21 protein-coding genes are annotated in these 25,253 nt (G+C 57.5%); 5 read left to right on the top strand and 16 right to left on the bottom strand.

The genetic code is table 11. The features are described 5' to 3' along the window. The first annotated feature begins 12 nt into the window (after positions 1-12). The 4 genes from glyS to E1956_RS05620 are packed head-to-tail and all read left to right on the top strand — an operon-like array spanning position 13 to position 4,474. The gene (glyS, locus tag E1956_RS05635; protein WP_134747752.1) at positions 13-2,112 is read left to right on the top strand and encodes a glycine--tRNA ligase subunit beta; all 2,100 of its coding nucleotides are present in this window, start codon (positions 13-15) and stop codon (positions 2,110-2,112) included. Between the two features lie 33 nt (positions 2,113-2,145). Continuing rightward, complete coding sequence (gmhB, locus tag E1956_RS05630) at positions 2,146-2,709, top strand: D-glycero-beta-D-manno-heptose 1,7-bisphosphate 7-phosphatase (protein WP_134747751.1); 564 nt, start codon at positions 2,146-2,148, stop codon at positions 2,707-2,709. 47 nt (positions 2,710-2,756) lie between these two features. After that, positions 2,757-3,518 carry a lysophospholipid acyltransferase family protein gene (locus E1956_RS05625; protein ID WP_134750369.1) on the top strand — a complete coding sequence of 254 codons (762 nt, stop codon included), beginning with the start codon at positions 2,757-2,759 and terminating at the stop codon, positions 3,516-3,518. A 59-nt stretch (positions 3,519-3,577) separates the two neighbouring features. Further along, positions 3,578-4,474, top strand: coding sequence for a M48 family metallopeptidase (locus E1956_RS05620; protein ID WP_134747750.1), 897 nt, complete (start codon positions 3,578-3,580; stop codon positions 4,472-4,474). A gap of 88 nt (positions 4,475-4,562) precedes the next feature. Here E1956_RS05620 and E1956_RS05615 read toward each other — a convergent pair whose 3' ends face one another. From E1956_RS05615 to gloA, 13 genes are all read right to left on the bottom strand, one after another. After that, positions 4,563-5,414, bottom strand: a complete 852-nt coding sequence (locus E1956_RS05615) for a glycosyltransferase family 2 protein (RefSeq protein WP_134747749.1) — start codon at positions 5,412-5,414, stop codon at positions 4,563-4,565. A 182-nt stretch (positions 5,415-5,596) separates the two neighbouring features. Continuing rightward, positions 5,597-7,054 (bottom strand): lipopolysaccharide biosynthesis protein, encoded by a 1,458-nt coding sequence (locus E1956_RS05610; protein WP_167759977.1) that lies wholly within the window; start codon positions 7,052-7,054, stop codon positions 5,597-5,599. Between the two features lie 4 nt (positions 7,055-7,058). Continuing rightward, entirely contained in the window at positions 7,059-8,459 is a 1,401-nt protein-coding gene (locus E1956_RS05605) for a UDP-glucose dehydrogenase family protein (RefSeq protein WP_134747747.1), read from the bottom strand. Then, positions 8,456-9,397, bottom strand: coding sequence for a glycosyltransferase (locus E1956_RS05600; RefSeq protein WP_134747746.1), 942 nt, complete (start codon positions 9,395-9,397; stop codon positions 8,456-8,458). Before E1956_RS05600 ends, E1956_RS05605 begins: the two co-directional genes overlap by 4 nt. A 144-nt stretch (positions 9,398-9,541) precedes the next feature. Next, positions 9,542-10,660: a glycosyltransferase gene (locus E1956_RS05595; RefSeq protein WP_134747745.1), complete on the bottom strand. Its 1,119-nt coding sequence runs from the start codon at positions 10,658-10,660 to the stop codon at positions 9,542-9,544. Continuing rightward, entirely contained in the window at positions 10,657-11,685 is a 1,029-nt protein-coding gene (locus E1956_RS05590) for a glycosyltransferase family 4 protein (RefSeq protein WP_167759976.1), read from the bottom strand. The genes E1956_RS05595 and E1956_RS05590 overlap by 4 nt, the downstream gene beginning before the upstream one ends. Before the next feature lie 207 nt (positions 11,686-11,892). After that, positions 11,893-13,023 carry a hypothetical protein gene (locus E1956_RS05585; protein WP_134747743.1) on the bottom strand — a complete coding sequence of 377 codons (1,131 nt, stop codon included), beginning with the start codon at positions 13,021-13,023 and terminating at the stop codon, positions 11,893-11,895. A gap of 100 nt (positions 13,024-13,123) precedes the next feature. Beyond that, complete coding sequence (locus E1956_RS05580) at positions 13,124-15,367, bottom strand: polysaccharide biosynthesis tyrosine autokinase (protein WP_134747742.1); 2,244 nt, start codon at positions 15,365-15,367, stop codon at positions 13,124-13,126. A gap of 96 nt (positions 15,368-15,463) precedes the next feature. Further along, on the bottom strand, positions 15,464-15,901 hold the full coding sequence (locus tag E1956_RS05575; RefSeq protein ID WP_134747741.1) for a low molecular weight protein-tyrosine-phosphatase: 438 nt from the start codon (positions 15,899-15,901) through the stop codon (positions 15,464-15,466). After that, the gene (locus tag E1956_RS05570; protein WP_232071286.1) at positions 15,901-16,971 is read right to left on the bottom strand and encodes a polysaccharide biosynthesis/export family protein; all 1,071 of its coding nucleotides are present in this window, start codon (positions 16,969-16,971) and stop codon (positions 15,901-15,903) included. The genes E1956_RS05575 and E1956_RS05570 overlap by 1 nt, the downstream gene beginning before the upstream one ends. A 144-nt stretch (positions 16,972-17,115) precedes the next feature. Beyond that, complete coding sequence (locus E1956_RS05565; RefSeq protein WP_167759975.1) at positions 17,116-18,204, bottom strand: glycosyltransferase; 1,089 nt, start codon at positions 18,202-18,204, stop codon at positions 17,116-17,118. A gap of 148 nt (positions 18,205-18,352) precedes the next feature. Further along, positions 18,353-19,762, bottom strand: coding sequence for an undecaprenyl-phosphate glucose phosphotransferase (locus E1956_RS05560; protein WP_197732817.1), 1,410 nt, complete (start codon positions 19,760-19,762; stop codon positions 18,353-18,355). A gap of 582 nt (positions 19,763-20,344) precedes the next feature. After that, complete coding sequence (gloA, locus tag E1956_RS05555) at positions 20,345-20,728, bottom strand: lactoylglutathione lyase (RefSeq protein WP_134750365.1); 384 nt, start codon at positions 20,726-20,728, stop codon at positions 20,345-20,347. A gap of 207 nt (positions 20,729-20,935) precedes the next feature. On the opposite strand from gloA, the gene panE reads away from it, so the two are divergent. Next, a complete protein-coding gene (gene panE / locus E1956_RS05550) occupies positions 20,936-21,889 on the top strand; it encodes a 2-dehydropantoate 2-reductase (protein WP_134747738.1) in 954 nt (317 codons plus the stop codon). A gap of 90 nt (positions 21,890-21,979) precedes the next feature. On the opposite strand, the gene rsmA is transcribed toward panE, so the two are convergent. From rsmA to E1956_RS05535, 3 genes are read right to left on the bottom strand one after another with little or no spacing between them, the layout of a single operon-like run. Then, positions 21,980-22,807 carry a 16S rRNA (adenine(1518)-N(6)/adenine(1519)-N(6))-dimethyltransferase RsmA gene (gene rsmA / locus E1956_RS05545; RefSeq protein WP_134747737.1) on the bottom strand — a complete coding sequence of 276 codons (828 nt, stop codon included), beginning with the start codon at positions 22,805-22,807 and terminating at the stop codon, positions 21,980-21,982. A gap of 14 nt (positions 22,808-22,821) precedes the next feature. Further along, on the bottom strand, positions 22,822-23,844 hold the full coding sequence (gene pdxA, locus E1956_RS05540; protein ID WP_134747736.1) for a 4-hydroxythreonine-4-phosphate dehydrogenase PdxA: 1,023 nt from the start codon (positions 23,842-23,844) through the stop codon (positions 22,822-22,824). Positions 23,845-23,867: 23 nt separating this feature from the next. Then, the gene (locus E1956_RS05535; protein WP_232071284.1) at positions 23,868-25,241 is read right to left on the bottom strand and encodes a peptidylprolyl isomerase; all 1,374 of its coding nucleotides are present in this window, start codon (positions 25,239-25,241) and stop codon (positions 23,868-23,870) included. Positions 25,242-25,253 lie beyond the last annotated feature (12 nt).

Here is a 25,253-nt window from a genome sequence, read left to right as displayed (position 1 = left end):
ATCTCCAGAACAATGACCCAAGCTCATCACGCCACTCTCCTCGTTGAACTGCTGACCGAGGAATTGCCGCCGAAGGCCCTCGCGCGCCTTGGCGACGCGTTCGCCGAAGGCATCGCGCAGCGCCTCGCCGCGCGCGACCTGATCGAAGGCGACCTCTCGTTCGAACGCTTCGCCACGCCGCGCCGCCTCGCCGTGACGATCAAGAACGTGCGCAGCGTCGCGCCCGAAAAGCAGGTGCGCGAAAAAGTGCTGCCCGTCTCGGTCGCGCTCGACGCCAACGGCCAGCCCACCGCGCCGCTCGCGAAGAAGCTCGCGGCGCTCGGCTTCCCCGACTTCCCCGTGAGCGACCTCGAACGCGCCAGCGATGGCAAGAACGAAGCGTTCTTCCTGCGCTACTCGGCGCCGGGCGCCACGCTCGCCGACGGCCTGCAGGCCGTGCTCGACGAAGCGCTCGCCAAGCTGCCGATCCCGAAGGTCATGACGTACCAGCGCCCGGACGGCAGCAACGTGCAGTTCGTGCGCCCCGTGCACCGCCTGACGGTCCTGCACGGCGACCAGATCGTGCCCGTGACGGCATTCGGCATCGACGCCGGCGACACCACGCGCGGCCACCGCTTCCTCTCGCACGGCCCGGTCGCCATCACGCGCGCCGACGACTACGCGCACACGCTGCAGCACAAAGGCCACGTGATCGCGAGCTACGCGGACCGCCGCGAAGCCATCCGCGAACAGCTCATCGAACAGGCCGGCGACGACAAGGTCGTGATGCCCGAAGCGCTGCTCGACGAAGTGAATTCGCTCGTCGAATGGCCGGTCGTCTACGCGTGCAAGTTCGAGGACGAATTCCTGCAAGTGCCGCAGGAATGCCTGATCCTCACGATGCAGACGAACCAGAAATACTTCGCGCTCACCGACGACGCAGGCCGCCTGCGCTCGCGCTTCCTGATCGTCTCGAACATCGAGACCGAGACGCCGGGCGAGATCGTGGAAGGCAACGAGCGCGTCGTGCGCCCGCGTCTCGCAGACGCCAAGTTCTTCTTCGAGCAGGACAAGAAGAAGCCGCTGGCCGACCGCGTACCGCTGCTCGCGAACGTGGTCTATCACAACAAGCTCGGCTCGCAGTTGCTGCGCGTGGAGCGCCTCGAAGCGCTCGCGGGCGCCATCGCCTTGATGTGCGGCGCCAACATCGCGCTCGCCGAACGCGGCGCGCGCCTCGCCAAGGCCGACCTGCTGACCGACATGGTGGGCGAGTTCCCCGAGCTGCAAGGCACGATGGGCACCTACTACGCGCGCCACGACGGCGAGTCGGAAGAAGTGGCGCTCGCGTGCACCGAGCACTACCAGCCGCGCTTCTCCGGCGACACGTTGCCGGGCACGGCCACAGGCACGATCGTCGCGCTCGCGGACAAGCTCGAAACGCTCGTGGGCATCTGGGGCATCGGCCTCGCGCCGACCGGCGAAAAGGACCCGTTCGCGCTGCGCCGTCACGCGCTGGGCGTGCTGCGCATCCTGGTCGAAAAGCAACTGCCGCTCGACCTCGTCGAACTGCTGCGCACCACGTACTCGCAATTTGCCGGCATCGAAGCGGTGACGGAATCGACGCAAGCGATCTACGAATTCTGCATGGACCGCTTGCGCGGCCTGCTGCGCGAACGCGGCTACGCGGCGCAGGAAATCGACGCGGTGCTCGCGATGAACCCCACGCGCCTCGACGACATCGTCGCGCGACTCGACGCCGTGCGCGAATTCGCGGCGCTCGAAGAAGCGGCCTCGCTCGCGGCGGCCAACAAGCGCATCTCGAACATCCTCAAGAAGTCCGAGGGTGTGGAAGACGCAGGCGTGCAGAGCGCCCTCTTCGTGGAAAACGCGGAAAAGGCCCTCTTCGCGCAGCTCGAACAGGTCACGCCGCGCGTGCAGACGCAACTGGCCGCGCGCGAGTACACGGGCGCGCTCACGGCGCTCGCGGCGCTGCGCGAAACCGTCGACACGTTCTTCAACGACGTGATGGTGAACGCTGAAGACCCGGCGCTGCGTGCGAACCGCCTCGCGCTGCTCAGGGCGCTGCATCGCCAGATGAACAGCGTGGCCGACATCTCGCGCCTCGCCGCGTGATGACCGTCGTGACCCTCAACTGAACACGACGCCATGCCGACCAGCACCAGCCGCAAACTCGTGATCCTCGACCGCGACGGCGTGATCAACGTCGATTCCGACGCGTTCATCAAGTCGGCCGACGAATGGATCGCGCTTCCGGGCAGCCTCGAAGCGATCGCTCGCCTTAACCAGGCGGGCTATCGTGTGGCCATCGCGACGAACCAGTCCGGCATCGGCCGGGGCCTGTTCGACACGACGGCGCTCAACGAAATGCACGCGAAGATGCAACGCCAGGCCGCCGCGGTGGGCGGGCGCATCGACGCCGTGTTCTTCTGCCCGCACACCGCGCAAGATCATTGCGACTGCCGCAAGCCCAAGCCCGGCATGCTCAAGATGATCGCCGACCGCTTCGAGATCGAGCCCGCCGATACGCCCGTGGTTGGCGATTCGCTGCGCGACCTGGAAGCGGGCGCGGTGCTTGGCTTTCCCACGCACCTCGTGCTAACGGGCAAGGGCGAGAAGACGCGTGCAGCGGGCGGCCTGCCCGAAGGCACGAAAGTGCACGCCGACCTGCGCGCGTTCGTGCTCGACTTCCTCGCGAACGAGCCGGCTTGACACCGCACTGGCCCACTGCCGCCCTGCCCTCCGAACGGTCCCAATCGATGCGCTTCATCCGCTCCCTGCTGCTGTTCATCTATCTGATCGTCTACACGATCCCTTACGCGACGGCGTGCTTCATCGCGTTCCCGTTCATGAACGCCGCGCGGCGCTACTGGATGGCCGTGGGCTGGTGCCGCTCGACCCTGTTCGTCGCGCGCTGGCTCAACGGCATCCGCTACCGCATTGAAGGCTGGGAGAACCTGCCCAACGGACCGGCCGTGCTGCTCTCGAAGCACCAGTCGGCCTGGGAAACGCTCGCGTTTCCCGCGCTGATGCCGCGGCCGATGTGCTATGTCTTCAAGCGCGAACTGCTGTTCGTGCCATTCTTCGGCTGGGCGCTGGGCATGCTGAAGATGGTTCACATCGACCGTAAGGAAGGCAAGTACGCGTTCGCCTCCGTGATACGCCAGGGCAAGGCGCGCATGGCCGAAGGCGCGTGGGTCATCATGTTCCCCGAAGGCACGCGCACGCCGGTGGGCAAGCAGGGCAAGTACAAGACCGGCGGCGCGCGCTTTGCGATTTCCACCGGTGCGCCCGTCGTGCCGATCGCGCACAATGCGGGACACGTCTGGCCCCGTAACTCGTTCATCAAGTATCCGGGTATAGTCACGGTGTCGATCGGCAAGCCGATCGAGACAACCGGACTCACGCCCGACCAGGTGAATACGCGTGTGGAGCAATGGATCGAGGCCGAAATGCGGCGCATCGATCCGGACGCCTATCGCGAGACGGACGGCGCTTCGGCGGACGCCGCGAGTGTTTGACGCTCCAGCGGTAAGCCGGCCGAGCGCGCCACGCGCGCAATCCCGCAACAAGACTGACGATGCAGAAGTCACCTCCGCCGCGCCCTACTGCGGCGCTCGATAACGGGCAACTCGATTTGCCGCTCTTTGCGGAGCCGGCGACGAGTGGTACGCCCTCGCCTTCGTTGCCGTTTTCTGCGGCTCCTTCTCACACGCAGTCGCCTTTCAAGGCGCCCTCTGGGCCGCTTGCGCCTGATGGGTCGCGGCTGCGCACGCTCGAGCTGGGGGCGCGCACGCTGCAATATCGGCTCAAGCGGTCTTCGCGCAAGTCGATCGGGTTTGCTATCGATGGGACCGGGCTCACGATTACGGCGCCTCGGTGGGTGACGATTGCGGATATTGAAACTGCGATTGCTGAGAAGCAGAGATGGATCTTTGCGAAGCTGATTGAGTGGCAGACGCGGGTTGAACAGCGCGCGTTGCCGCGTGTGGAATGGGGGGATGGTGCGGAGTTGCCTTTTCTCGGGAAGCCGCTGCGGGTGAGGCTTGGGGCTGCTGTGCTGGCGTTTGATCAGGAGACGCGCGTGCTGGCGTTGCCGCTGCCGCTGCATGCGGATGCGCAGCAGATCAAGGACCGCGTGACTGGGTGGCTTCAGGGAGAGGCTACGCGGGTTTTTGGGGAACGGCTTGCGGTTTATGCTGCCAAGCTTGGCGTTACGTTTCGGTCTTATGCGCTTTCTTCGGCTATGACGCGGTGGGGGAGTTGTTCGAGTGAAGGGCGGATCAGGCTCAACTGGCGGTTGATTCATTTTCCGCTTTCGGTAGTGGACTATGTTGTGGCGCATGAGCTCGCGCATTTGCGCGAGATGAACCATAGTCCGCGGTTCTGGCAGACCGTGGAGTCGATTTTTCCTGAGTTTCGTGAGGCCAGGAAGCAGCTTAAGCAGCATCCGCCGGAGATGGTGCCGGGGATGTGAGGGGAGTACTCTAACTTCTCCGGACCACGTGTAAGCCTTTCATCAATGATCCGTCGCAGTTCGGTAATGAATCACTGAAACTGTACACCTACGCCCCGCTCACTAATCCTCTGGTTGTCTGTGAGTCGACCGTTATCGCCGCAACGGCGATTGGCCATCCATATTCTTTCATCATGGCGGAAATTTGCCGATCATTCTGATTGTCAAACACCGCATTCTGCTTGAACAATGCACATTCTTGGCTCCCCGCCCACACGATCTGCCTATGGCGAGCCGCAGATCTTCTGAAAGTTGCCCCATTGATGGCGGCCATCCAGAAGAGCCAAATATCATCGCCAGTTGGGCAAAGCCGCATAAATAGATTGTGATTACAGACGTCCTTATAAAAGGAGCCTGGCGGGTAAAGTACGCCTCCGACGCCGGTAGGAAAAATCACATCATTGCCTGAAGGACTAAGAACATCGAAATCCCAGCTGATGTACGGTGCGGGAATGAATTTATGTTCAAACTTGATCCGATGGCAACGCGAGCAAATTACCTCCAGCCTGTCAGGGTTCACTGCATCGGTCAACTCCTTCAGCCACGTAGACCAATAATATAAGTCGTCGTCAGCTATGACAACCCAATCACACTGGGAGAACTGCAATCGTGGAATAATTTTCTTATAGGAACGCAGATCTTTACACTGACGAATAACGAGACCGTCCTTCATCAATTTAGTGACGTCACATGGCAGCATTGGGTAATCATTTTCTGCGACCCATAATTCGATGATGTCCGGCCGCACGCGTTGCACTAACAAGCTTTTTATTGTCAGATGCAAAGTTCGAAATCGAGGTGGATAGGACGTAAGACTGATAATCAACTTTCCTGGGAGATCGTGCTCTTGTGACTTCAGCCATATCCGAAGCGAATATTTTGAATTTACATAGATTGGCATCAGCCTGTCCAATTGATTTCGGACTTTATTGAATATATAAGCGCAAAAACGTCGAATCTTCATGTCCATTTTAAACCGATCACTTTCTTGCGTGCGATCGACGCCGTCGAGAATCCAGAATTCGAGAAATCAACTATCACTTCGCCATAGACAAAGCAGTTGTGCATGTACCATACGACCAATTACTTAGCGAGCCTTCGTGACCGCAACGCAACGGCCCCACGAATGAATGTTGCATCACCCGATATACAGATCATCACAAAATAGAGACCGCCAATCACCCCTGCCTTCCCAATAAATCGGACCAGAACTTCACTTGAAATAGGCGGAAATTGCTCACGCAGTCCTATTGCGATGATACTCATGACCGCCACACCGACAAGCGTGCGCATACTGGGAAAAAACAGATCATAGGTTGCTCGCTCAAACCCGAATTTCGTCAAGACATAAAATCCTTGTATGAAATTAATGAAAAAACTGGCGACCACCATCGATGCAAGCACCCTCAGATCACCAATAAAAATTCCGACAACAATGGCTGAGACAGTCGTAACAGTGGAGAAAACACCCGTCACAAATAACAATTTGGTCTTTCCCAATGCCTGAAATACCGATCCCGTTGACGATAAAATCACCTGAACTGTAATAGAAAGGCTAAATATTGAGAACACAGGGACAGCAGCTGCCCATTGCTTTCCGTAGCTCAGTAGAATGATCTCGGGGGCACACCCCAGACACATAGCCCCTACGAACCCTCCCCCTATCGCCAATATTCTGACGAGCTTCTGATACGATTCGAAAATAATCACTGGATTCTTGGCGTATTCAGCATACACAGGCTGTATTGCCGGGGTGATTACGTGCGTCAAATTCGATATCGGCATCAACATCAACCGATAAGACATATCATAGAGACCCAGCGGAATTGATCCAAGATACTTCCCAATCAATAATTTATCCGCGTTACGCGTGAAATAATTAAAAAAATTAAAAAGAAATTGATACCCGGAATAAGAAAAAACGTGCCCCATCCGTAATAACGTAGGCTCACAAAATGGTGGCTTTGCAAGGACTACACTAAACAGAAAAATAAAGAAAGCGTTGCTAGTGCCTTTGAGGACCAACGCACCAACACCGCCACCGTGCAAGGCCGACCACACTGCGCAAATGCCGGAAAAAGCCGCCGCGACAACTTCTATACGTGCGATGGTGTGGAAGCGTTTTCGCCTTCTCAGAAGTGCAAGCGGAACAATGGCCCAGCATGAGAATGCGACATTAACGGCAATTCCGTTCGCAATGCTCGAATAAATTCCGTCCCCGTAAAAATTAGAGATCAGGGGACCACTCAATGATAGAGCCAGACCAGCACATCCCCCAACGACTACCGTAAGCCAAAATAAACCCGCAAGTTGCTTCGATAGCAGTTCGTCAAACTGAACCACCGCCGGCCCCAAACCCATTTCGCTAAGAAATGACAGAAAGACCGCGATGACACCCACCACCGCCATCAAGCCGAATTCCTTGGGACTTAATACACGTGCCAGTACTGCCGTCACAATCAATTGAATGACGATATTACTATAGCGGCCAACCATATTGATCAGCACACTCCGCCGCAGTGTGCCATTAACGTTCGACATGGCGTCAAGCCTCAGTAAATGAGTCGAACGTCGAAACAGGCCGCCCAATGCCGTAGTACTCGATCCCCGCATTTCGAAGTGCGTTCGGTTCATAAAGATTGCGTCCGTCGAAGATGCGCGGCGCCTTCAGCTCCTCTTTCAGATACTCGAAGTCGGGGGCCTTGAATGCCGTCCATTCGGTGACGATCACGAGCGCATCCGCGCCCGCGAGCGTGTCGTCCTGGCTCGCCGCGAAGGAGAGGCGCGCGTGCTGATCCGGCGCGTTGGCGAGATCGAGCGCGAACACGCGCCGCGCTTCGTCGGTGGCCACCGGATCGTAGGCTGAGACCGTCGCGCCACGCGCGAGCAGCTCGGCGATCAGGCGGCGGCTCGGCGCCTCGCGCATGTCGTCGGTGTTCGGCTTGAAGGCGAGACCCCAGACCGCGAAGTGCTTGCCCGTGAGGTCCGCGCCCATCGACTTCACGATCTTGTCGACGAGCACGTCCTTCTGGCCGTGGTTCACGTCCTCGACCGCTTCCAGGATGCGCAGGTGCTGGCCCGACTCGGCGGCCGTGCGGATTAGCGCCTGCACGTCCTTCGGGAAGCAGGAGCCGCCGTAGCCGCAGCCCGCGTAAAGAAAGTGATAGCCGATGCGCGGATCGGAGCCGATGCCGCGGCGCACCGACTCGATGTCGGCGCCCACGCGGTCGGCGAGATTCGCCATCTCGTTCATGAACGAGATGCGCGTCGCGAGCATGGCATTGGCCGCGTACTTCGTGAATTCGGCCGAGCGCACGTCCATGTAGATCGTGCGCTCGTGGTTGCGGTTGAACGGCGCGTAGAGGCGCTTCATCTTTTCGCGCGCGAGCTCCCCGTTCGCATCTTCGTCGATGCCGATGATGATGCGGTCCGGGCGCATGAAGTCGTCGACGGCCGCGCCCTCCTTCAGGAACTCGGGATTCGAGACCACCGAGAAGCGATGCTGGTTGCTCGCGCCGAGGCCGCGTTTGGCAAGCTCTTCGGCGAGCACGTCCTGCACGCGCTGGGCGGTGCCCACGGGCACCGTCGACTTGTCGACGATCACCTTGAAGCCGTTCATGTAGCGGCCGATGCTGCGCGCGGCTTCGAGCACGTACTGCAAGTCCGCCGAGCCGTCTTCGTCGGGCGGCGTGCCCACGGCGATGAACTGGACCTCGCCATGCTCGACGCTCGCGGCGACGTCGGTGGAAAACGTGATGCGGCGCGCCTTGCGGTTGCGCTGGATGAGCTCGAGCAGGCCCGGCTCGTGGATCGGCACGCCGCCGCCGTTCAGGATATCGATCTTGCGCGGATCGACGTCGAGACAGAACACGTCGTGACCGATTTCGGCAAGGCACGCCCCGGTGACGAGGCCGACGTAGCCGGTACCGATAATGGTGATTTTCATGGCTGAAGCTGTCCTTGAGTTGAGGTTCCGCGATGCATCTTCGTATGCACCCAACATTTGAGCCGGTAATATCGTTGATTGCCCAGCGCACGTCGAAGCGAATATTTAATTACTGGCCCCCAGTAACCTAGTGCAATCAGGCCTGCGACTTCAACAGGTGTGAGACGAACTTGCTCATAGTCCACAAAACCTTTCCTGAGGCGAAAAGCTGCAAGACAGTTCCCACCGAAGTTCTTGTCGGCGAACCGTTTCGCCCCCAAGCGAATCATCGCTTCCGGCTTTGTAGAGATTCGCGGACCGCTATGGCTGGTGTCGATCACGTATGAACATTCACGTATGCCGATAAATCGACCGAATTTTTTAGCCATGCGGAACCACAAGTCCCAGTCCTGCCACATAGGCATCTGAACATCGAACAGTCCGGCCTCGATAAAGCAGGCTTTCGGCGAAAACACTTGTGATCCGACCGCGTTGCCTCGCACGAAGTCATATGGGTCCGCGCTGTCGCGATCAAATAACACCCGCTCCATTCCAGGTCTAGGCCATCGCATGGAGTCGAAGAGTCCGGCCACCCCATCATGCGTAGCAAGGCGATTCCAGCAGTCAACAAACGCCTGGATCCGGTTAGGCATGAAGTAATCGTCGTCATCAAGACCCGTCACAAATTGGCCGCTTGCGATCTTGATCGCTTCGTTCCGTGCGGCGCATGCGCCTCTGCTCTCCGGCATCATGATCACACGCAGCTTTCCTGCCACCTCCATTTCGGAAAGAAGTTCTCGCGTGCCGTCGGTGGATCCGTCGTCAGCAACGATCAGCTCAATGCGAGGATACGTCTGCTCAAAGACCGAGTTAATTGCTCTTTTCAACAGGACAAGACGGTTCTTCGTCGGGATGTAGACGCTGACCAAAGGCCCGGACGAAGTCACTAAGTCATTCATCGATAACTCCCTTAATTGACGATATTTCAGACGGTGCACATCGACTCGGGCTCACTGGAAGCGCACATGTGCAGAAATTCCAGCTATCTGGCACCGGTTTCGATGTCGTGTGGTGAGGCGACAAACCTACTGTCGCTCCACTACTCAATCCATGTTTAAACCTCGTTTCTTGCCAAGTTCTCGATATGTCTCAATCCATTGCCGCGCGATCGCATCGATCGAAAATCGGCGCATCGCATGAAGACGTGCACGCTCAAGCTCTGCTCCGCCACGTTCCCAAGTTGTGTCCAACTCTTCAAGGATTGCCTCCGTAAGGCGCGCGCTGTTGCGCACAGGCACTAACCGGCCAAATCCATCGAGATTTTCGACGATGCCCCCACAATCCGTCGCAACCACTGGAAGCAGACACGCCATAGCCTCTGTCGCCACGAGAGAAAATCCCTCCCATGACGAACTCAATACGAACAAATCCGCACAACTCATCAATTCTGGAATGTCCGTGCGCTTGCCAAGCAGCCGAGCCGACCGGGAAAGATCCAGTTCGTCGACGAGAGATCTCAACGATGCAGCCAAAGGTCCATCTCCTACTATGAAGAGCTGTGCCGCAGGTATCGCCTGAACGACACTTGAGAACGCCCGAAGGAGATTAGGGTAATCCTTTGCTTCCACCAATCGGCCAACTGCAAGGCAAACCGGCGTGGCTGCCGTGAGCCCAAATTCGTTCCTCAAGTAATTGCGCTGAGCAGATGAATACGTAAAGCGTTCAAAATCAATACCGTTGTTAGCGAGGCGAATCTTGTTTGCACGACATGCTTTAACTCTAATGTAATGATCGACGGCGTACCGACTGACATTTGTCGTCAAATCGGCGAGCCAGTCGGTGAGCCGGTACGCGCACAACCGTATCCTTCCGCCCCCTTCGTCAATGCTATGCGCAGTGCTGACTACAATGACTCTCGGAATGAAAATTGAAGCAAACCGGCTCAAAATATTCGCCACGACCATATGGCCGTGAACAACATCGGGCCTCCACGCACGCAGCACACGCACGAGCCCCAGCTCAACCGAAAGCAGGCCCAAAACTGACTTCTTTCCCTGAAGTTCAACGAGGTCCACACCCTCGGGAACATCCTGCTCGGTTGGCCCCTTGCAGGAAACGATCAAGACCTCGTGCCCTTCTCGAGCGAACATCGCCGCCAGATCGCGCACCTGCTTCTCGGCGCCGCCGATTGTGAATGTAGTGCTAACAAGAGCAATCCTCATGACGCATGTCCACAATCGACTGATTCGCACGTGCTCGACGGAAGCGCGAGCAATCTCCTCCAATGCTCTATGACATTCTCCGTGTGGAAGCGAGTGCTATGTCGAATGGCGCTCTTCGACATAGCGCTACGCTTTCGTTCGTCCGACATCAGGTCACATAGTGCATTCGCTAAAGACTCGCGGTCTTCCGGTGGCACGAGCAGACCAGTTTCGCCGTTCAGGACAATTTCGCGAGGACCAGTATCGACATCGAACGATACTACCGGCACCCCATGTTGTTGGGCCTCGATCAGCACCATCGGCAAACCCTCATAGCGCGAGGAACAACATACGATTGCTGCTTGAGCGTATTTGCTTCGAATATCGGAGGTAGCTGGGTGAATGGTGACTGACCTGTCCAAATCGAGCCTCACAATCTGCTCATCGAGCGACTTCCGAAGCTCACCATTTCCGACGATCACGAGATTCCACGACGCCGCGTGATCGCGTTCGACCACACACGCCCACGCTTCGAGCAAGATATCAAAGCCTTTCTGGTGGTCCAGACGACCTACGGCCAGCACTGTGCGCGACCCAACAGGATAAATCGGCTCGTAATTCAATTGACCGACCGGATTGGCGATCGCCCCGATATTTGCACGCGTACACGTCCTTTGCTCCCATAGCGCCTGATCGCGCCGTGTCAAGGTCACAACGTCGTCGGCAAACATCGCAGCAAGATAACGCGCGACTACCCTTTTTTTGCGCCCGCCATCCGCATTGAAATTAAAGTGTTCCCAACAGATCAGGCGAGTTTTTAAACCGAATCGTGCGGGAATCGCATAAAAACTCAGCGATGACTCAACGACCACCAACACATCAACGTGGTTGCGCTGGAGATACTTTCTAAGTCGATGGACTGCGATCGGGTAGCGGCTCGTCATTGGCCCGCACTTCTTGAACAGGGATTCACTCTTTATGCGCTCATGAAGCACAAAACTACTCTCCGCGTGTCCCATCAAGCCTAACAGCATGACCTCGCTCACGTCCGGCATCGCCGCCAATGCATTCGCGATAGTCGAACTGGCTCGCTGGGTCCCCCCAAATCCCTCCATCTCCGCTATAAAAAAACACACTCTCATTGCGTTTTCCAGAATTTTCCTACGACGGCGCTCGCTTCGAGCATCTCGCTTTTTTTGTTGGTCATCTGCGAATCCTGCTTTCCCGGATTCACTCTGGCTCTACTGACGACCTCAAGGCGTGGCCAGCGAACCTTCTCGATTGCGTGCCACATTCTTCCCGACATGCCAAGGCGAACTTCCGACACACATCACATAGAGCACGAGCGGCAACATTGGTAGCAGATGTCGTATGTAGGAACCGTAGTCTGGTTCGAAAATGCTCTGAACCGTGACAAACGACACCACCAAAGCCAGACATTCAGTCTGCAGCGTTCTTCGATCGAGATCGCTATGGAGTATGGCTCTCGAAATCATAAATATCCGTACTCCTATCGATCCGATGATAGCGACAAAAGCCAGATACAGCGGATTTCCGGATATCAACGGAATTGGAAAGAACATCAATAGATACTGAACAACACCATTTAACCACTCCAATCCGATCCCACCGGTGGGAAGCAAAGGAACGATCATCGTGTTTGCATTGGCGTCGTAAGTTCGCGTGTCGTTCACCATATACCTGTAGTAAGCTAGATCTACACCAAGAATCGCCTTGAACGCCAATGCAAGAAGCAGGATGGCAATCGCAATAGATGAAAGAAATACCACTATGCTCCTGCTTCTCTTCAACACAAATCCATAGTAGATGTACAGAATAACAACGGGAACCCAATATGCTCGAAAGTATGTTGCATATATACATGCGATCAGCATCCAGACCACGCGTCCACGCATCGTATTCGACAACCCAAAGAACGACATCGTAATCAACATGGATGTCGCTTCCTTGGAGTACTGTCCGAGATATACGGCACTCACGACGCATATGAACGTAAATAGTAGCAAGCTATGCATCGCCCCCCAATCCATCTGCGATGCGAATGTTCCGCACTTCAGAATGAAAAAACTAAATAACAATGTTGTAACAAATGCCGCAAGATGTTGCGACTCCGATAGAAGGCATAGTTCATAGAATAGCGCGGTGTTGTCGTAGGCCTCTCCGACAGCAAATTGATCAACATAGCCGAAACGAGACGCGATGTTTCCTGCATCAAACAGATACTTGGCTGGCAAGACGTCCTGTGCGAAGAGAGAAAAGCATAGGCAAGCCAGAATCCAGAGGACGATAAACGCCTGTACTATCTTCTTATTTCTGCGTCTTATCATCAACGAACGATATCCCGGCGTGTTCGCCTTGATCAAAGTATTCCCCTCATTTAGTAATCGACGAAGTTCAACGTCATGATCGTCTCGACCAAACCAAACAGAATGGGCCTTCAAACCTGCATAGCTCTTTGGAGTACTAGCTTAAGTCGCGTTGGGGTGCGTAGTCATACTTGACATATCGATAGTGGCCGTGTTTTGCACCATAACCATATCGTCCAGACGCCTCACGAATGCCATTCAACAACACACCGGTCACGATGCCGCCGCCCAGTTTTATACGACGTGCGGATTCGACCAGCTCGCCCATCTTCGTTGCCTCGGCGCGAGCGACGAGGAATGTCGTTCCAGCGTGCGATGCAAGAATAGCGGCGTCAGTCACCGGCAGGATAGGCGGAGCGTCGATGATTACGAGATCGTAGGTCCTCGAGCATTCGGCAATGAGATCGCCGAGACGCGCCCCCAGAAGCAGCTCGGCAGGCGTAGCCGGAATGGCGCCTGTCGAGATGATGTCAAGGTTGCTCACCGACGTTTTTCGCAAGACGGAGGCGACCTGTAAACTACCGGACAACAATTCCGACAAGCCACCATGTCGTTGTTCACCGAAATACCGATTCAAGTGCCCCTTTCTCAAATCCGCGTCAATCAGTACGACGCGCTTTCCGATCAAGGCAAGCAATACCGCAATATTGGCAGAGATGAAGGACTTCCCTACGCCCGGCGCGGGCCCGGTCAGCAAGACAACATTGTTGCTCGCCTCGAGCAGGGCAAACTGAAGCGCAGTGCGCAAGCTACGCAAACTTTCGACTGCGGGTTCGTCTGGATACGCCAATGCCAAAACTGACACATCGGGCAACTGCGCGTCGGCTCTTTTGACGAGCTCCTGTTGAAGATCAGTCTGGGGTATCGTTGCATAAACGCTCAGACCTGCCTGCTGCTCGACTTCCATCGGATCAGCGATACCGCCAAAGAACGTGCTTTTTAAAATGGCCACCACCAGCCCGACAACAAGGCCAACCAATATTGAGACTGGAAGCACTAAAAGTTTGATAGGCCAAACTGGCACCTCCGGTACGGGAGCTGTATCGACTAAACGTACCGTTCCGACCTTGCCCGCCTTCAAGAGGCTCAACTGTTGTGAACTTTGAAGTAGTGCAAGGTATAATTCCCTACTGACTTCAACATCACGTTCCAATCGCACAACGTCCTGCTGTGTCACAGGCAGCCCTTCGATACGCGAATCAACACTGCCAGACACCTTTTCTAACTCTCCAATCTGACGGTCCATGGCGATGATGCTCGGATGTTCCGGGCCAAAGCGTGTCGACAAATCGGCGCGTCGTTGCTTTAGTGCGAGCATCTGTGCCTGTGCGTCAATCGATTGTTGTAGAGCAAGTTTTCCTTCTGCTCCAATGTCGATCGTTCCATGAATTTGGCGATATTTGTTGTAGCTTTGTTCCGAGTTTTCCAGCGCGGCCTTCAGTTTAGGTAACTGAACATCAAGAAATTGCAGAGACTTTGCGGCTTCTTCAGACTTACGATCGACATTCTGCTGGACGTATTCAGCACCAATAGCATTCATGATATTGCTGATCAGAACTGGATCGGCACCCCGCATCGCCGCACCAATAACGTCAGATCGCTGCTTGCCCTTTTCCTGGATGTCGAGTTTCTTCTGAATGCTTTCGATCATCCCAAGACGCGACATCCGGACGATGGTAAATCGAGCACCGGGATTGCCATTCAAGGACGTAACCGTCAGGAAGATCGTGCCGTGGGTCGAGCGAAACGTTTCTGCTTTTCCAACTTGCCCTTCGAACGGCGTGTCGAACCCGGCGCCATTGATACGATAACGGCCGTTACCAAGCGCGGTGATGAAATAGCGCTCGCCTTCGAGCGTTTCGGGTACGTCAAATCGATCAACGTCAATGGATTCCCCACCCCATACAAAGCCACCCATTCCAAAAATTCCAGGATTGGACAGATGTTGTTTGTGGTGCGCGATCCATCGGCCGAGCAGCGGGAAGTAACGAGGCGATGCGTCAATGTATAGGCGAAGTTTGTCGACCGCGTGAGAGACTACAAGCCGAGATCGAAGAATTTCAATTTCCCCGGCAGTAACCGATTTCACCTGAAATAGTGACGAAACATTGGAAACAAGGTTTCCGCCCGCTGTTCCGTCCGAACTGTCTTCGACCTGTAGCATGATGTCAGCCCGATAAACAGGCGTCGCCATGAATACATACAATGTGCCGATGGAGAAAAACACCGCCACAATTGCTGCGATGAACCAGCGGCTGCTGATTGCTATATCCAGGTAATATCCGAGGTCCATCTCGGGTTTCTCGACACCTGATGGCATCGATTGATTACGCGTATTCATCGAATCATTGCTTCTAGATTGGCAAATAAATTAGCCGGTTGAGACTCGTACCGTCGCACACTGTTCATTTCAACCGGCACCTACGCATTTTCCTTTTCAGCCTATGGCCTCGATGCGTGCGGCCCAAGTGTCGACGCCACACGCGATCATGTTCAGACAGGCTTCGAATCGCTCCCGGCCCTGTCTGTATGGATCAAATACATCGAATTTTCCGTGATACCCTATCAAGAACAGTTTTCCTCGAACATTGCGGTACGTACGCTCAATCACTCGTTTGTGTGCAGCTTCCATTACGAGTATCAGGTCAGCTTTACGGCACATCCAATCAGATATTTGCCTGGCTCGATGTGAGGTGATATCCAACCCTCTTTCTCGCAGCAAATCAATTGCAATGGGATCTGCGGACCGACCGGAAAGCGCACCAATCCCCGCGGAACTGACCTCTATGTTCGGAAGGCGCTGTTGAAGCAGCCCTTCTGCCATTGGGCTGCGACAAATATTTCCAACGCAGACTGTGAGGATCGAACGAATCATCAATAGCTCCCAATGCGTTCGCCCACATAAACCGAATTCGCTGTAGGGGCAATTAAGCTGATCACACGATTCCAACGCACGAGTCCCGTTGTATCGACATAAACGACGTCTTTCGCCCTAAGCTCGAAGTCTTCCGCGAGCGACATCGCCACTGGCGACTTCGCGTTGAGTTGGTAGACCTGAGGCATCGCCGGGTCCGCGGTCGCTCGAATCACATATATCGCGTTGGGTGCGGCGGTATCGGGGCGCACGCTATTAGCTTCACCGAGCGCTTCGCTTAGCGTGAGTTTTCCGTTATTGCGCATGAGCACTGGTTTCGGCTGCAATACTTCACCAGTCACCATGACCTTGTAGTTCTCACGCGGCAATATACGAACGAGATCGTCGTCGTGAAGAATGATCTTGGCGGGGTTAATGCCATCCGCTACCATTTGCGGTAAATCTAATTCGTGTACCTTCCCGTCCCTGCTTAGGGCAATACGACTTTCGTCGCCAGTATCCAGCACACCACCGGCAGCACCGATTGCAGCTGGGAGATTCATCGGTACATTGGTAATCGCTGCGACACCCGGCGTCTTGACCTCCCCGCCGATGTAGACCCGTTTGCTCAAAAATGCACCCACGCGCAACGTCACCTGCGGATTACGGATATAGGGTATGAGTCTCTTCACGACGACTCGCTGTGCTTCACTCTCTGTCAGCCCGGCAACTTTGACCTGTCCCGCGTACGGCAACTGGATATAGCCATCGGCGCTTACGGAGAATCCAGCCAGCGGTACAGATGAACCAGAGACAGTCGGCAACACAGCACCAGACTGACCAATGGTGTAAGTCAAATTCGGTGCGATCAATTCGGGGTGGTCCCAGATAGTTATTGACAATACGTCGTTGACACCGATCCGATAGTCACCCTGCTTTTCGATTAATGGCTGATACAGGTTTTCGACCTTGGACTGCTCATACTCCCTTGCGGCCGCACGTTGACTTTCGATGAGTTCCGGTGTAATCGCGGTAACGTCCGGAATCCGCGCAGGCTCACGCGGATCAAGTGCAGCCTGGCGATACTGCATACCGGGCACCAATGTGCAGGCAGTCAATGCAACCATGGCTAGAGATAGAAGAGCAGCCCAACTAAAACGTCTCATGATGAAAACCAGTAAATCCCTGAAGGACACGAAACCCGACAAGCGAAAGATGACGTGTCCACGCGTGCGTTATGCACCAAAGTAGATGAGTACAGATTCCTTCAGGAACCTGTCCTTGCTAAAGCGATTGACGGCGTTCCGCCGCGCAGCGCGGCCCATGCTCTGACGCAGTTGTGGATCGCTCAGGAGCTTTTTCGTGTAATGCAGAAGTTCTTCGTCGTTACCCGCGAGAAATCCGGTTTCCCCGTGGACGATGACGTCCTTGTTCCCAACGATATTTGTCGCTACGGCCGGAATGCCCATTGCTTGCGCCTCAATGAGCGCTATCGGCATGCCCTCCCAAAGTGACGTCAGAACGAACACATCGGAATCCGTCAACTCTCCCATGAGACGTTGTTTATCGAGCCACCCGCTGACCAATACACGACTATTTGCAAACCACTCGCGCTTCGCCGTGTTGTCACCGTCGCCAAGCCAGACGAACTCAGCTTCGTGCGGCGCCACACGGCGCGCAAGCTCAACGAATCGCCACGGTGCCTTTTGATAGGCAACTCGCCCTGCCGTCACCACGCGCGGAGTTGATCGCTGGCCATTACGCCTCGTCTCATTGATCAAAGCGGTATCGATGGCGTTCTCGAGTAGATAAACACGCCCCTCACCTAGGTATTGCTCTGCATACAACTTTTCCGTAGGCGAGCAAGCTGCAATTTTTCCGCCCAATCTATGCAGTGTCTTTTCCACCATGAGAAAGAGGCGCTGCTGCTTTTCCGGAACATCGCGGCGCAGGAACGAAAATCCGTGCGGCGAATAACAACTCTTGCGGATCTGTAGCGTCATAAAGGAAGCTACACGAACCAGCGCCCCCGCCTTTGAAGAGTGCGAATGTATGGCATCGAATTTTCCTCGACACACAACTCCCAGGACGGAAACAAACGAACGTAAATCGGACAGGCCAATTTCTCGCTTCATCGGCAGTACAATCCGCCGCACCGAATTGTCGAACATACGTACGAGCTCCGACTCGGATGGTGTGTCAGATCGCACTGAATGCACCAGAGTCACGCTGTGCCCGGCTCTCGCCTGTTCGTTTGCCAACAGCGCGACGCAGTGAAGCACTCCACCACCAAGCGACTCGGTTATATGGAGAATTTTTCGCATTTTATTTCGTAATCCTATGCTTTCTAGGATGGAATACGATATCGAGTCAGCGCTCGCCTCGATTTTTTCCAAAATCGGCATCAAACTACGGTTGATTCCGTCTAATCTTTGTATTGCAGTCAAGTTACCGCTACGGTTTCCAGGGCCTTCAATATGCATTGCGATGAACCAGCCCTTTGAATATCGTGGCCATGACGATGCGAATGTCCAGCCAGAAGGACCAGTTGCTAAGGTAATAAAGATCGTGCGCTACACGTCCCTGCATCTTTTCGATGCGATCGGTCTCGCCACGAAAGCCATTGATCTGCGCCCAGCCGGTAATTCCCGGCTTGATCCGATATCGATGGATATAGCCATCCACGATGTCCTGATACAGCTTGTCGTGTTCGATCGCATGAGGCCGCGGCCCGACAACAGACATTTCGCCACGCAGAACATTTAAGAACTGCGGCAGCTCGTCAAGACTCGTCCGTCGCAGGAATGCACCAACACGCGTCACACGCGGGTCGTTGCGAGTCGCCTGCTTGACCACGCCGGAGGCATCCGCATGCACACGCATGCTGCGAAACTTGTAGATGCTGAAGATCTTGCCGTTCGCTCCCTTGCGCCGTTGCGTGAAAAACACGGGCCCTTGCGACGAGCATTTGACAGCCAACGTGATTGCAAAGAAAACCGGCGCGAGCGCCACCAAGGCACACAGCGCAAACGCACGATCAAAAATTTCCTTGCTGATTAGCGAATGCGAAGCGATCGGTGAGGCCACAAGGTTGATCGCCGACGTACCTTCAAGGTTGGCCATCCTGACATCGAAAACCGACAGCCCACTCACATCCGGTATGAAGCGAATGTTGATCAGGTCGTTACGGAACAGTTCGACGAAGGGAACGATTGTCTGTCCTTCCGAAAGCGGCACGGCGAGCCAGAGCTCTTCTATATGTGCACTGCGGACGTAGGCAGCAAACGCTTCCCGATCGCAGAAGGTCGGCAAACCAAGCGGGGTAGCATCGGCACCCGGATCTGTATCGAAAGCCGCTGTCACGCGATAAACCGACTCCGGCGTCGCGCTGATCTTGCGCATCAGATGGCGGCACTTTGCAATGTCACCCACAACGGCTACCGTGGACGTGTGGGTATCCTGTCGGGTCAACCGCAAACAGATCACATGTGCGGCCAGTCGGGACAGTACCAACCCGGCAGCCGAAATGAAGGCCCATTCCCTGAGCCAGTCCGTAGCAGGATGGTATGAGCGATGCAGCGCTACAACCACCACGCAGGAGGCAGCCAGAACAAAGAGCCACGCAAGTACCGGAACGCAGACACAGCGCCAGAAGAGACGCCGGCGAACAACACGGTACATCCCCCACGACGGGAAGAGCACAAGTGTCAGCAGCATGGAAAACGCAACCAGAGCGCTGTCGTAGCCAGCGCCATCGGAAATCCCCGGCGCACGGGCTGTCAGAAGTGCGCCACCTGCGATTGCAACCACATCGGACAAACGCGCGAATATGCCGCCATTTCGGATAGCTACTGAAGCATCAGTATGGATGGTCGAATGCATAGACTCTTCTTCGCCGGGGCAGAGAACGCAGTAGGTACGATGCAGCCGGTCCACACTGGTGTGAACAGGACTGGTCAAGGACACCTTGAGCTTCCTGCAACCGGTTCACGCGCTGCCGAATACACGGTTGTGCGCTTCACCGAACCGGTTTCTGCTTAAGGGCCGAATGCGGAGTCTCGGTTATTGCTACTTTTACGTATATAGGAATGCTCTGAAATGGGCACCAGGAACGGCGCCGGAATGTCCAGAATTTGTCTCAATATTCACGCCGATACGCATCCCGCAGCTTATGAGATGGCACCCAATCATCTTTAAATTAGGATGTCAAAATATTTGTATCGATTTGTATCTTATGCTATACGCAAGAAAATAATATTCTCGGGCTTAGCAAGAGTTTGCAGCGCTAGCGAACGCCTTCTAATACCGTCCGAATTTTCATTCGATCTTCAGGATGAAGATTTAAATTTGTACAAATCGCCTTTTATTAATTCTCTATTGTCGAGCGATTCATTAAATGGCAATGCTTTTTGACAAACACAGCGGCGATATCAGAACAATCCGATATCGCCGCAAGGACAATCCCTACTTCCTCTGAATAAACTCGATCTTATACCCATCCGGGTCCGTCACGAATGCGATCACCGTCGAGCCATGCTTCATCGGACCGGCCTCGCGCACCACGGTACCGCCCTGTGCCTTAATCTTCTCGCAGGCGGCGTAAGCATCATCCACTTCCACCGCCAGGTGACCAAAGCCAGTCCCGAGGTCATAAGCAGGCGTATCCCAGTTATGCGTAAGCTCGATCACCGTGCCATCGCGCTCATCGGTATAGCCGACAAACGCCAGCGTGAACTTGCCATCGGGATAGTCATCGCGGCGCAGCAGTTTCATGCCGAGCAATTCGGTATAGAACTTGATCGATCGGTCCAGGTCGCCAACCCGGATCATCGTGTGCAGAAGGCGCATCGTGTACTCCGTTTTGCCGTCGTCAAAAACGCGACTGTACCAAAATCCCGCTCGCCCTGCCGACGCCAGCAGGATGCGCCAGCCAAGCCGCCCCAAGCAGGCCGCACCGATTTGCTCTAGCATGGACGCCATCTCGAAACGGCCGGTGCCGATGCACGCAGTCACCGGCCGGCGTTACTGACAATGAAAGGAAGCAAAGGAGTCGACATGCGGATTCTGGTGGTAGGTGCGGGAGCGACGGGCGGCTATTTCGGCGGACGCCTTGCCGCGGCGGGACGCGATGTAACGTTTCTGGTGCGCGAGGCGCGCGCGGAGCAGTTGCGCAAGGATGGCCTCGTGATCCGCAGTCCGCACGGCGGCGATCTCACGTTGCGCGATCCGAAGACGGTGACGCGCGAAGCGCTCGAGTCGCAGAGCGTGCAGCCATTCGACGTCGTGCTGCTCAGTTGCAAGGCGTACGACCTCGACAACGCCATCGATTCTTTCGCGGCGGCCGTCGGGCCCCAAACGGTCATCCTGCCGCTGCTCAACGGCATGCGCCATCTGGACGTGCTGCAGGCGCGGTTTGGCACGCAGGCCGTGCTCGGTGGCGTTTGTCTGATCGCCTCCACGCTCAATGAGAAGCGCGAAATCGTCCATCTGAACGACGCGCACGCCATCACGTTCGGCGAACTCGGCAACGGCATCTCGCCGCGTGTACAGGCCATCGCCGATACGTTCAGCAACGCCGGCTTCAACGTGAAGGCCAGCGCTCAAATCCTGCAGGAAATGTGGGAAAAGTGGGTGTTCCTTGCGACGCTCGCGGGCAGCACGTGTCTGTTCCGCGCGCCCGTCGGCGTCATTGTCGCGACGCCTGACGGCGCGGCAACGGTCGAGCGTCTCTTCGCGGAATGCCGCACGGTGGCCGCCGAGCACGACCACGCGGTCCGAGACAGCTTCGTCGAACGCTCGCGCGCGATGCTGTTCGCCACCGGCTCGACGCTCACCGCTTCAATGCTGCGTGACGTGCAGAACGGCGCGCGCATCGAGGCCGACCACGTTCTGGGCGACCTGATCCGGCGCGGTGGCGCGGCGCAGCGCGCGTCGAGCGAGCTTTCGGTGCTGCGGATCGTCTACAGCCAGCTCAAGGCGTACGAGGCACAACGCCCGGAAGCGGGTTGACCTCTTATTAAGCAAAGCAGACGGTAACGCGCGAGCGTCGCCGTCTGGAAGACCGAGCGCGCCGCCCTGTCCCCTGATGCTTAAAGATCCTTAAGCTGCTGGCGCCTTACCCAGCGCCTGGGCGACGCGCACGTACTCTTCCACTGGCACGTCTTCCGCGCGGCGCGCGAGATCGAAGCCGAGCGCCTCGAAATCCACCCGGTCGCGATAATCACTGAGCGTGTTGCGCAGCATCTTGCGGCGTTGCGAGAACGCGGCCGTCACGAGTTCGCCGAGAATCGCCCCGTCCACTTGCGGCAGTTCGTGCGGCGCATACGGAATCATGCGCACGATGGCTGAATCCACCTTGGGCGGCGGCTGGAACGACTCGGGCGGCACGTCGAGCAGCTTGTCGATCACATAGCGATACTGAAGCATCACCGTGAGGCGGCTGAACGCCTTGCTGCCCGGCTCCGCCACCATGCGCTCGACCACTTCGTTCTGCAGCATGAAGTGCTGGTCGATCACGCGCTCCGCGAACGTGGCCAGGTGAAACAGCAGCGGGCTCGAAATGTTGTACGGCAGGTTGCCGACGATGCGCAGCGTGGGCTTGTCGCCCGGCGCGGCGAGCGAGCCGAAGTCGAACGCGAGTGCATCGCCCGCATGCAGTTCGAGCAGCGGCCCGAACTTTTTGGTGAGGCGCGCAATGAGGTCGCGGTCGAGCTCGACCGCATGCAGCGGCGCCTCGGGCGTCGCGAGGCGCTCGATCAGCGGCTCGGTGAGCGCGCCGAGGCCCGGCCCGATCTCGACCATGCGTTCGCCGCGCTGCGGGCGAATGACGTCGACGATCGAGTCGATCACGCCCGTGTCGACGAGGAAGTTCTGGCCGAAGCGCTTGCGCGCGAAGTGGCCCTGGTGCTGTCTGCTGCTATTGGACATCTTGGTCTGGTTAATCAGATGGCGCGCCGGTGGCGCGCCATCGAAACGGCGGTGTCGATGGCGGCGATCAGGCTGCCCGCGTCCGCGCGGCCCGTGCCGGCGAGGTCGAGCGCGGTGCCATGATCGACCGAGGTGCGCACGATCGGCAGGCCCAGCGTCACGTTGATGCCTTCGCCGAAGGTTGCGTATTTCAGGACCGGCAGGCCCTGGTCGTGGAACATCGCCAGCACGCAGTCGGCCTCGTTGAGGTAGCGCGGCTGGAACAGGGTATCGGCGGGATACGGGCCGCGGGCGTCGATGCCTTCAGCCGTCGCTTTCGCGAGCGCCGGCGAGATGACGTCGATCTCCTCGCGCCCGAGGTAGCCGTTCTCGCCCGCGTGCGGGTTCAGGCCCGTCACGAGGATGCGCGGCGCGGCCACGCCAAAATGGTGCCGCAGGTCGTGATCGACGATGCGCAGGGTCTCGATCAATCCGTCGATGGTCAGCGCCGCCGACACGTCCTTGAGCGGCAGATGCGTGGTGGCCAGCGCGACGCGCAAGGGCCGCGCGCCAGTGCCCGCGAGCATCATGACCACGCGCGGTGTCTTCGTGCGCTCGGCAAGGTATTCGGTGTGGCCGGTAAAGGGCACGCCGGAATCGTTGATCGTGCTCTTTTGCAGCGGCGCGGTCACGATGGCGTCGAACTCGTGCGCCATGGCGCCGTCGATGGCGCGGTCGAGCAGCGCGAGCACGTACGGACCGTTGGCGGCGTCGAGCTTGCCGGCTTTCACCGGCGCGGCAAGCGCGATGTGCTCGCCGCTCACGTGCTGGCCCGCCAGCACGGCGGCCCAGTCGACGTTGGAGGCTGCGGCGCGCTGCGCCATGAGCGTCTCGTCGCCGAGCACGACGAATTCGGCGCCAGGCCAATGCGCCGAGGCGCCTGCGAGCGCCGCGGCGGTGAGTTCGGGACCCACGCCGGCCGGCTCGCCGGTGGTGATGGCGATGCGGACCGGCCGCGGCCCCCGCGGCGCAGAAGACGAAGTGGCGGGAGCGTTCACGGCGCGGTTCCTTGCTGGGCGGGTCAGTGCGTCTGCGGCGGCGTCAGGCCGCTGATCTTGTAGTCGACGTAGGCCGTGTCGCGCAACTGGCGCAGCCAGTCGGCGTAAGCCTGCTCCGCCTTGCGCTGGCCGATGGCCTGGCGCGCGAGATCCATCTGCTGCGCAACCGAGCCTTCCGCTTCGCGGCGGCCCAACACCTGGATCAGGTGATAGCCGTATTCGGTGCGCACCGGGTCGCTGATTTGACCGTCCTGCAGCGTGTTCATCGCGCGCTCGAACTCGGGCACGGTTTCGCCCGGGCTGATCCAGCCGAGGTCGCCGCCTTGCGAGGCCGAGCCGTCCTGCGAATAAGTGTGAGCAAACTTGGCGAAGTCGCCGCCCGCCTGCACTTCCTTCTTGATTTCCAGCAGCTTCTCGCGCGCCTGCGGCTCGGACATGCCGTCACCCACGCGCAGCAGAATGTGGCGCACGTGCGTCTGCACGAGTTGCGGTGCCGAGGCGCTCGTGCCCTGCCCCTGGCGGCGCTCGACGAGGCGGACGATCTCGAAGCCGTCATTGGTGCGGATCACCGAGGGATTCACCTCGCCCGGACGCAGCGTGGAGGCAGCCGTCACCCACTCGGGCGGCAGCTTCGAGGGCGGCAGGAAGCCCATGTCGCCGCCCTTGCTGGCGTCGGCCGCCTGCGAGTTCGACTTCGCGAGGCTCGAGAACTTGCTGCCCGATTGCGCCTCTTTCAGGAGATCGTCGGCTTTCTTCTGCGCGGCTTCGATATCGGTCTGCGACGCGTTCAGCGGCGCCTTGATGAGGATGTGCTCGAAGTGCAGGTCATTTTGCTGGCCTGCGTTCGGCCCGCGCTGGCTGGCAATGTAGTTCGCGACTTCGGCGTCCGAGACCGAGATCTTGCTATCCACTTCCTTCTCGCGCAGCTTCGAGAGCGTGAGCTCCGTGCGCGCGTCCTTCTGGAACGTGTCCCACGGCACGCCGGCCGCTTCGATGCGCGCGCGGTAGGTGGCGAGGTCCATGCCGTTGGCCTGGGCGAGGCGCTCGAGGGTGCGCTGCACGGCGGCGTCGTCGACCGAGATGCCGTCTTCCTTCGCCTTTTGCAGCTGAATGCGCTCGAGCACCATCTGGTTGAGCACCTGCGCCTGCAACTGGTCCATGGGCGGAACCGGGGCGTTCTGCTGGTTCAGGCGGCGCGTGATGAGCCCGACGCGGTTGTCGAGCTCACGCTGCGTGATCACGCCGTCGTTGACGACCGCCGCGATCGTGTCGGCCGTCTGGCCAGCGGCGGCGGGCGCGAGCCCCTGCGCGAATACCGGCGTGGCCGGCAACAGTCCCGCGACGGCGAAGATACTCGCAGCGAACGCTGCCAGGCGAAGCTTTTTCATGATTCCCACAGATACTCCAAA

This window comes from Paraburkholderia pallida (assembly GCF_004524855.1).
Taxonomy (GTDB): Bacteria; Pseudomonadota; Gammaproteobacteria; order Burkholderiales; family Burkholderiaceae; genus Paraburkholderia; species Paraburkholderia oxyphila.
Note: the sequence above shows the minus strand (reverse complement) of the source record. Positions and strands in the feature narration are given on the sequence as shown.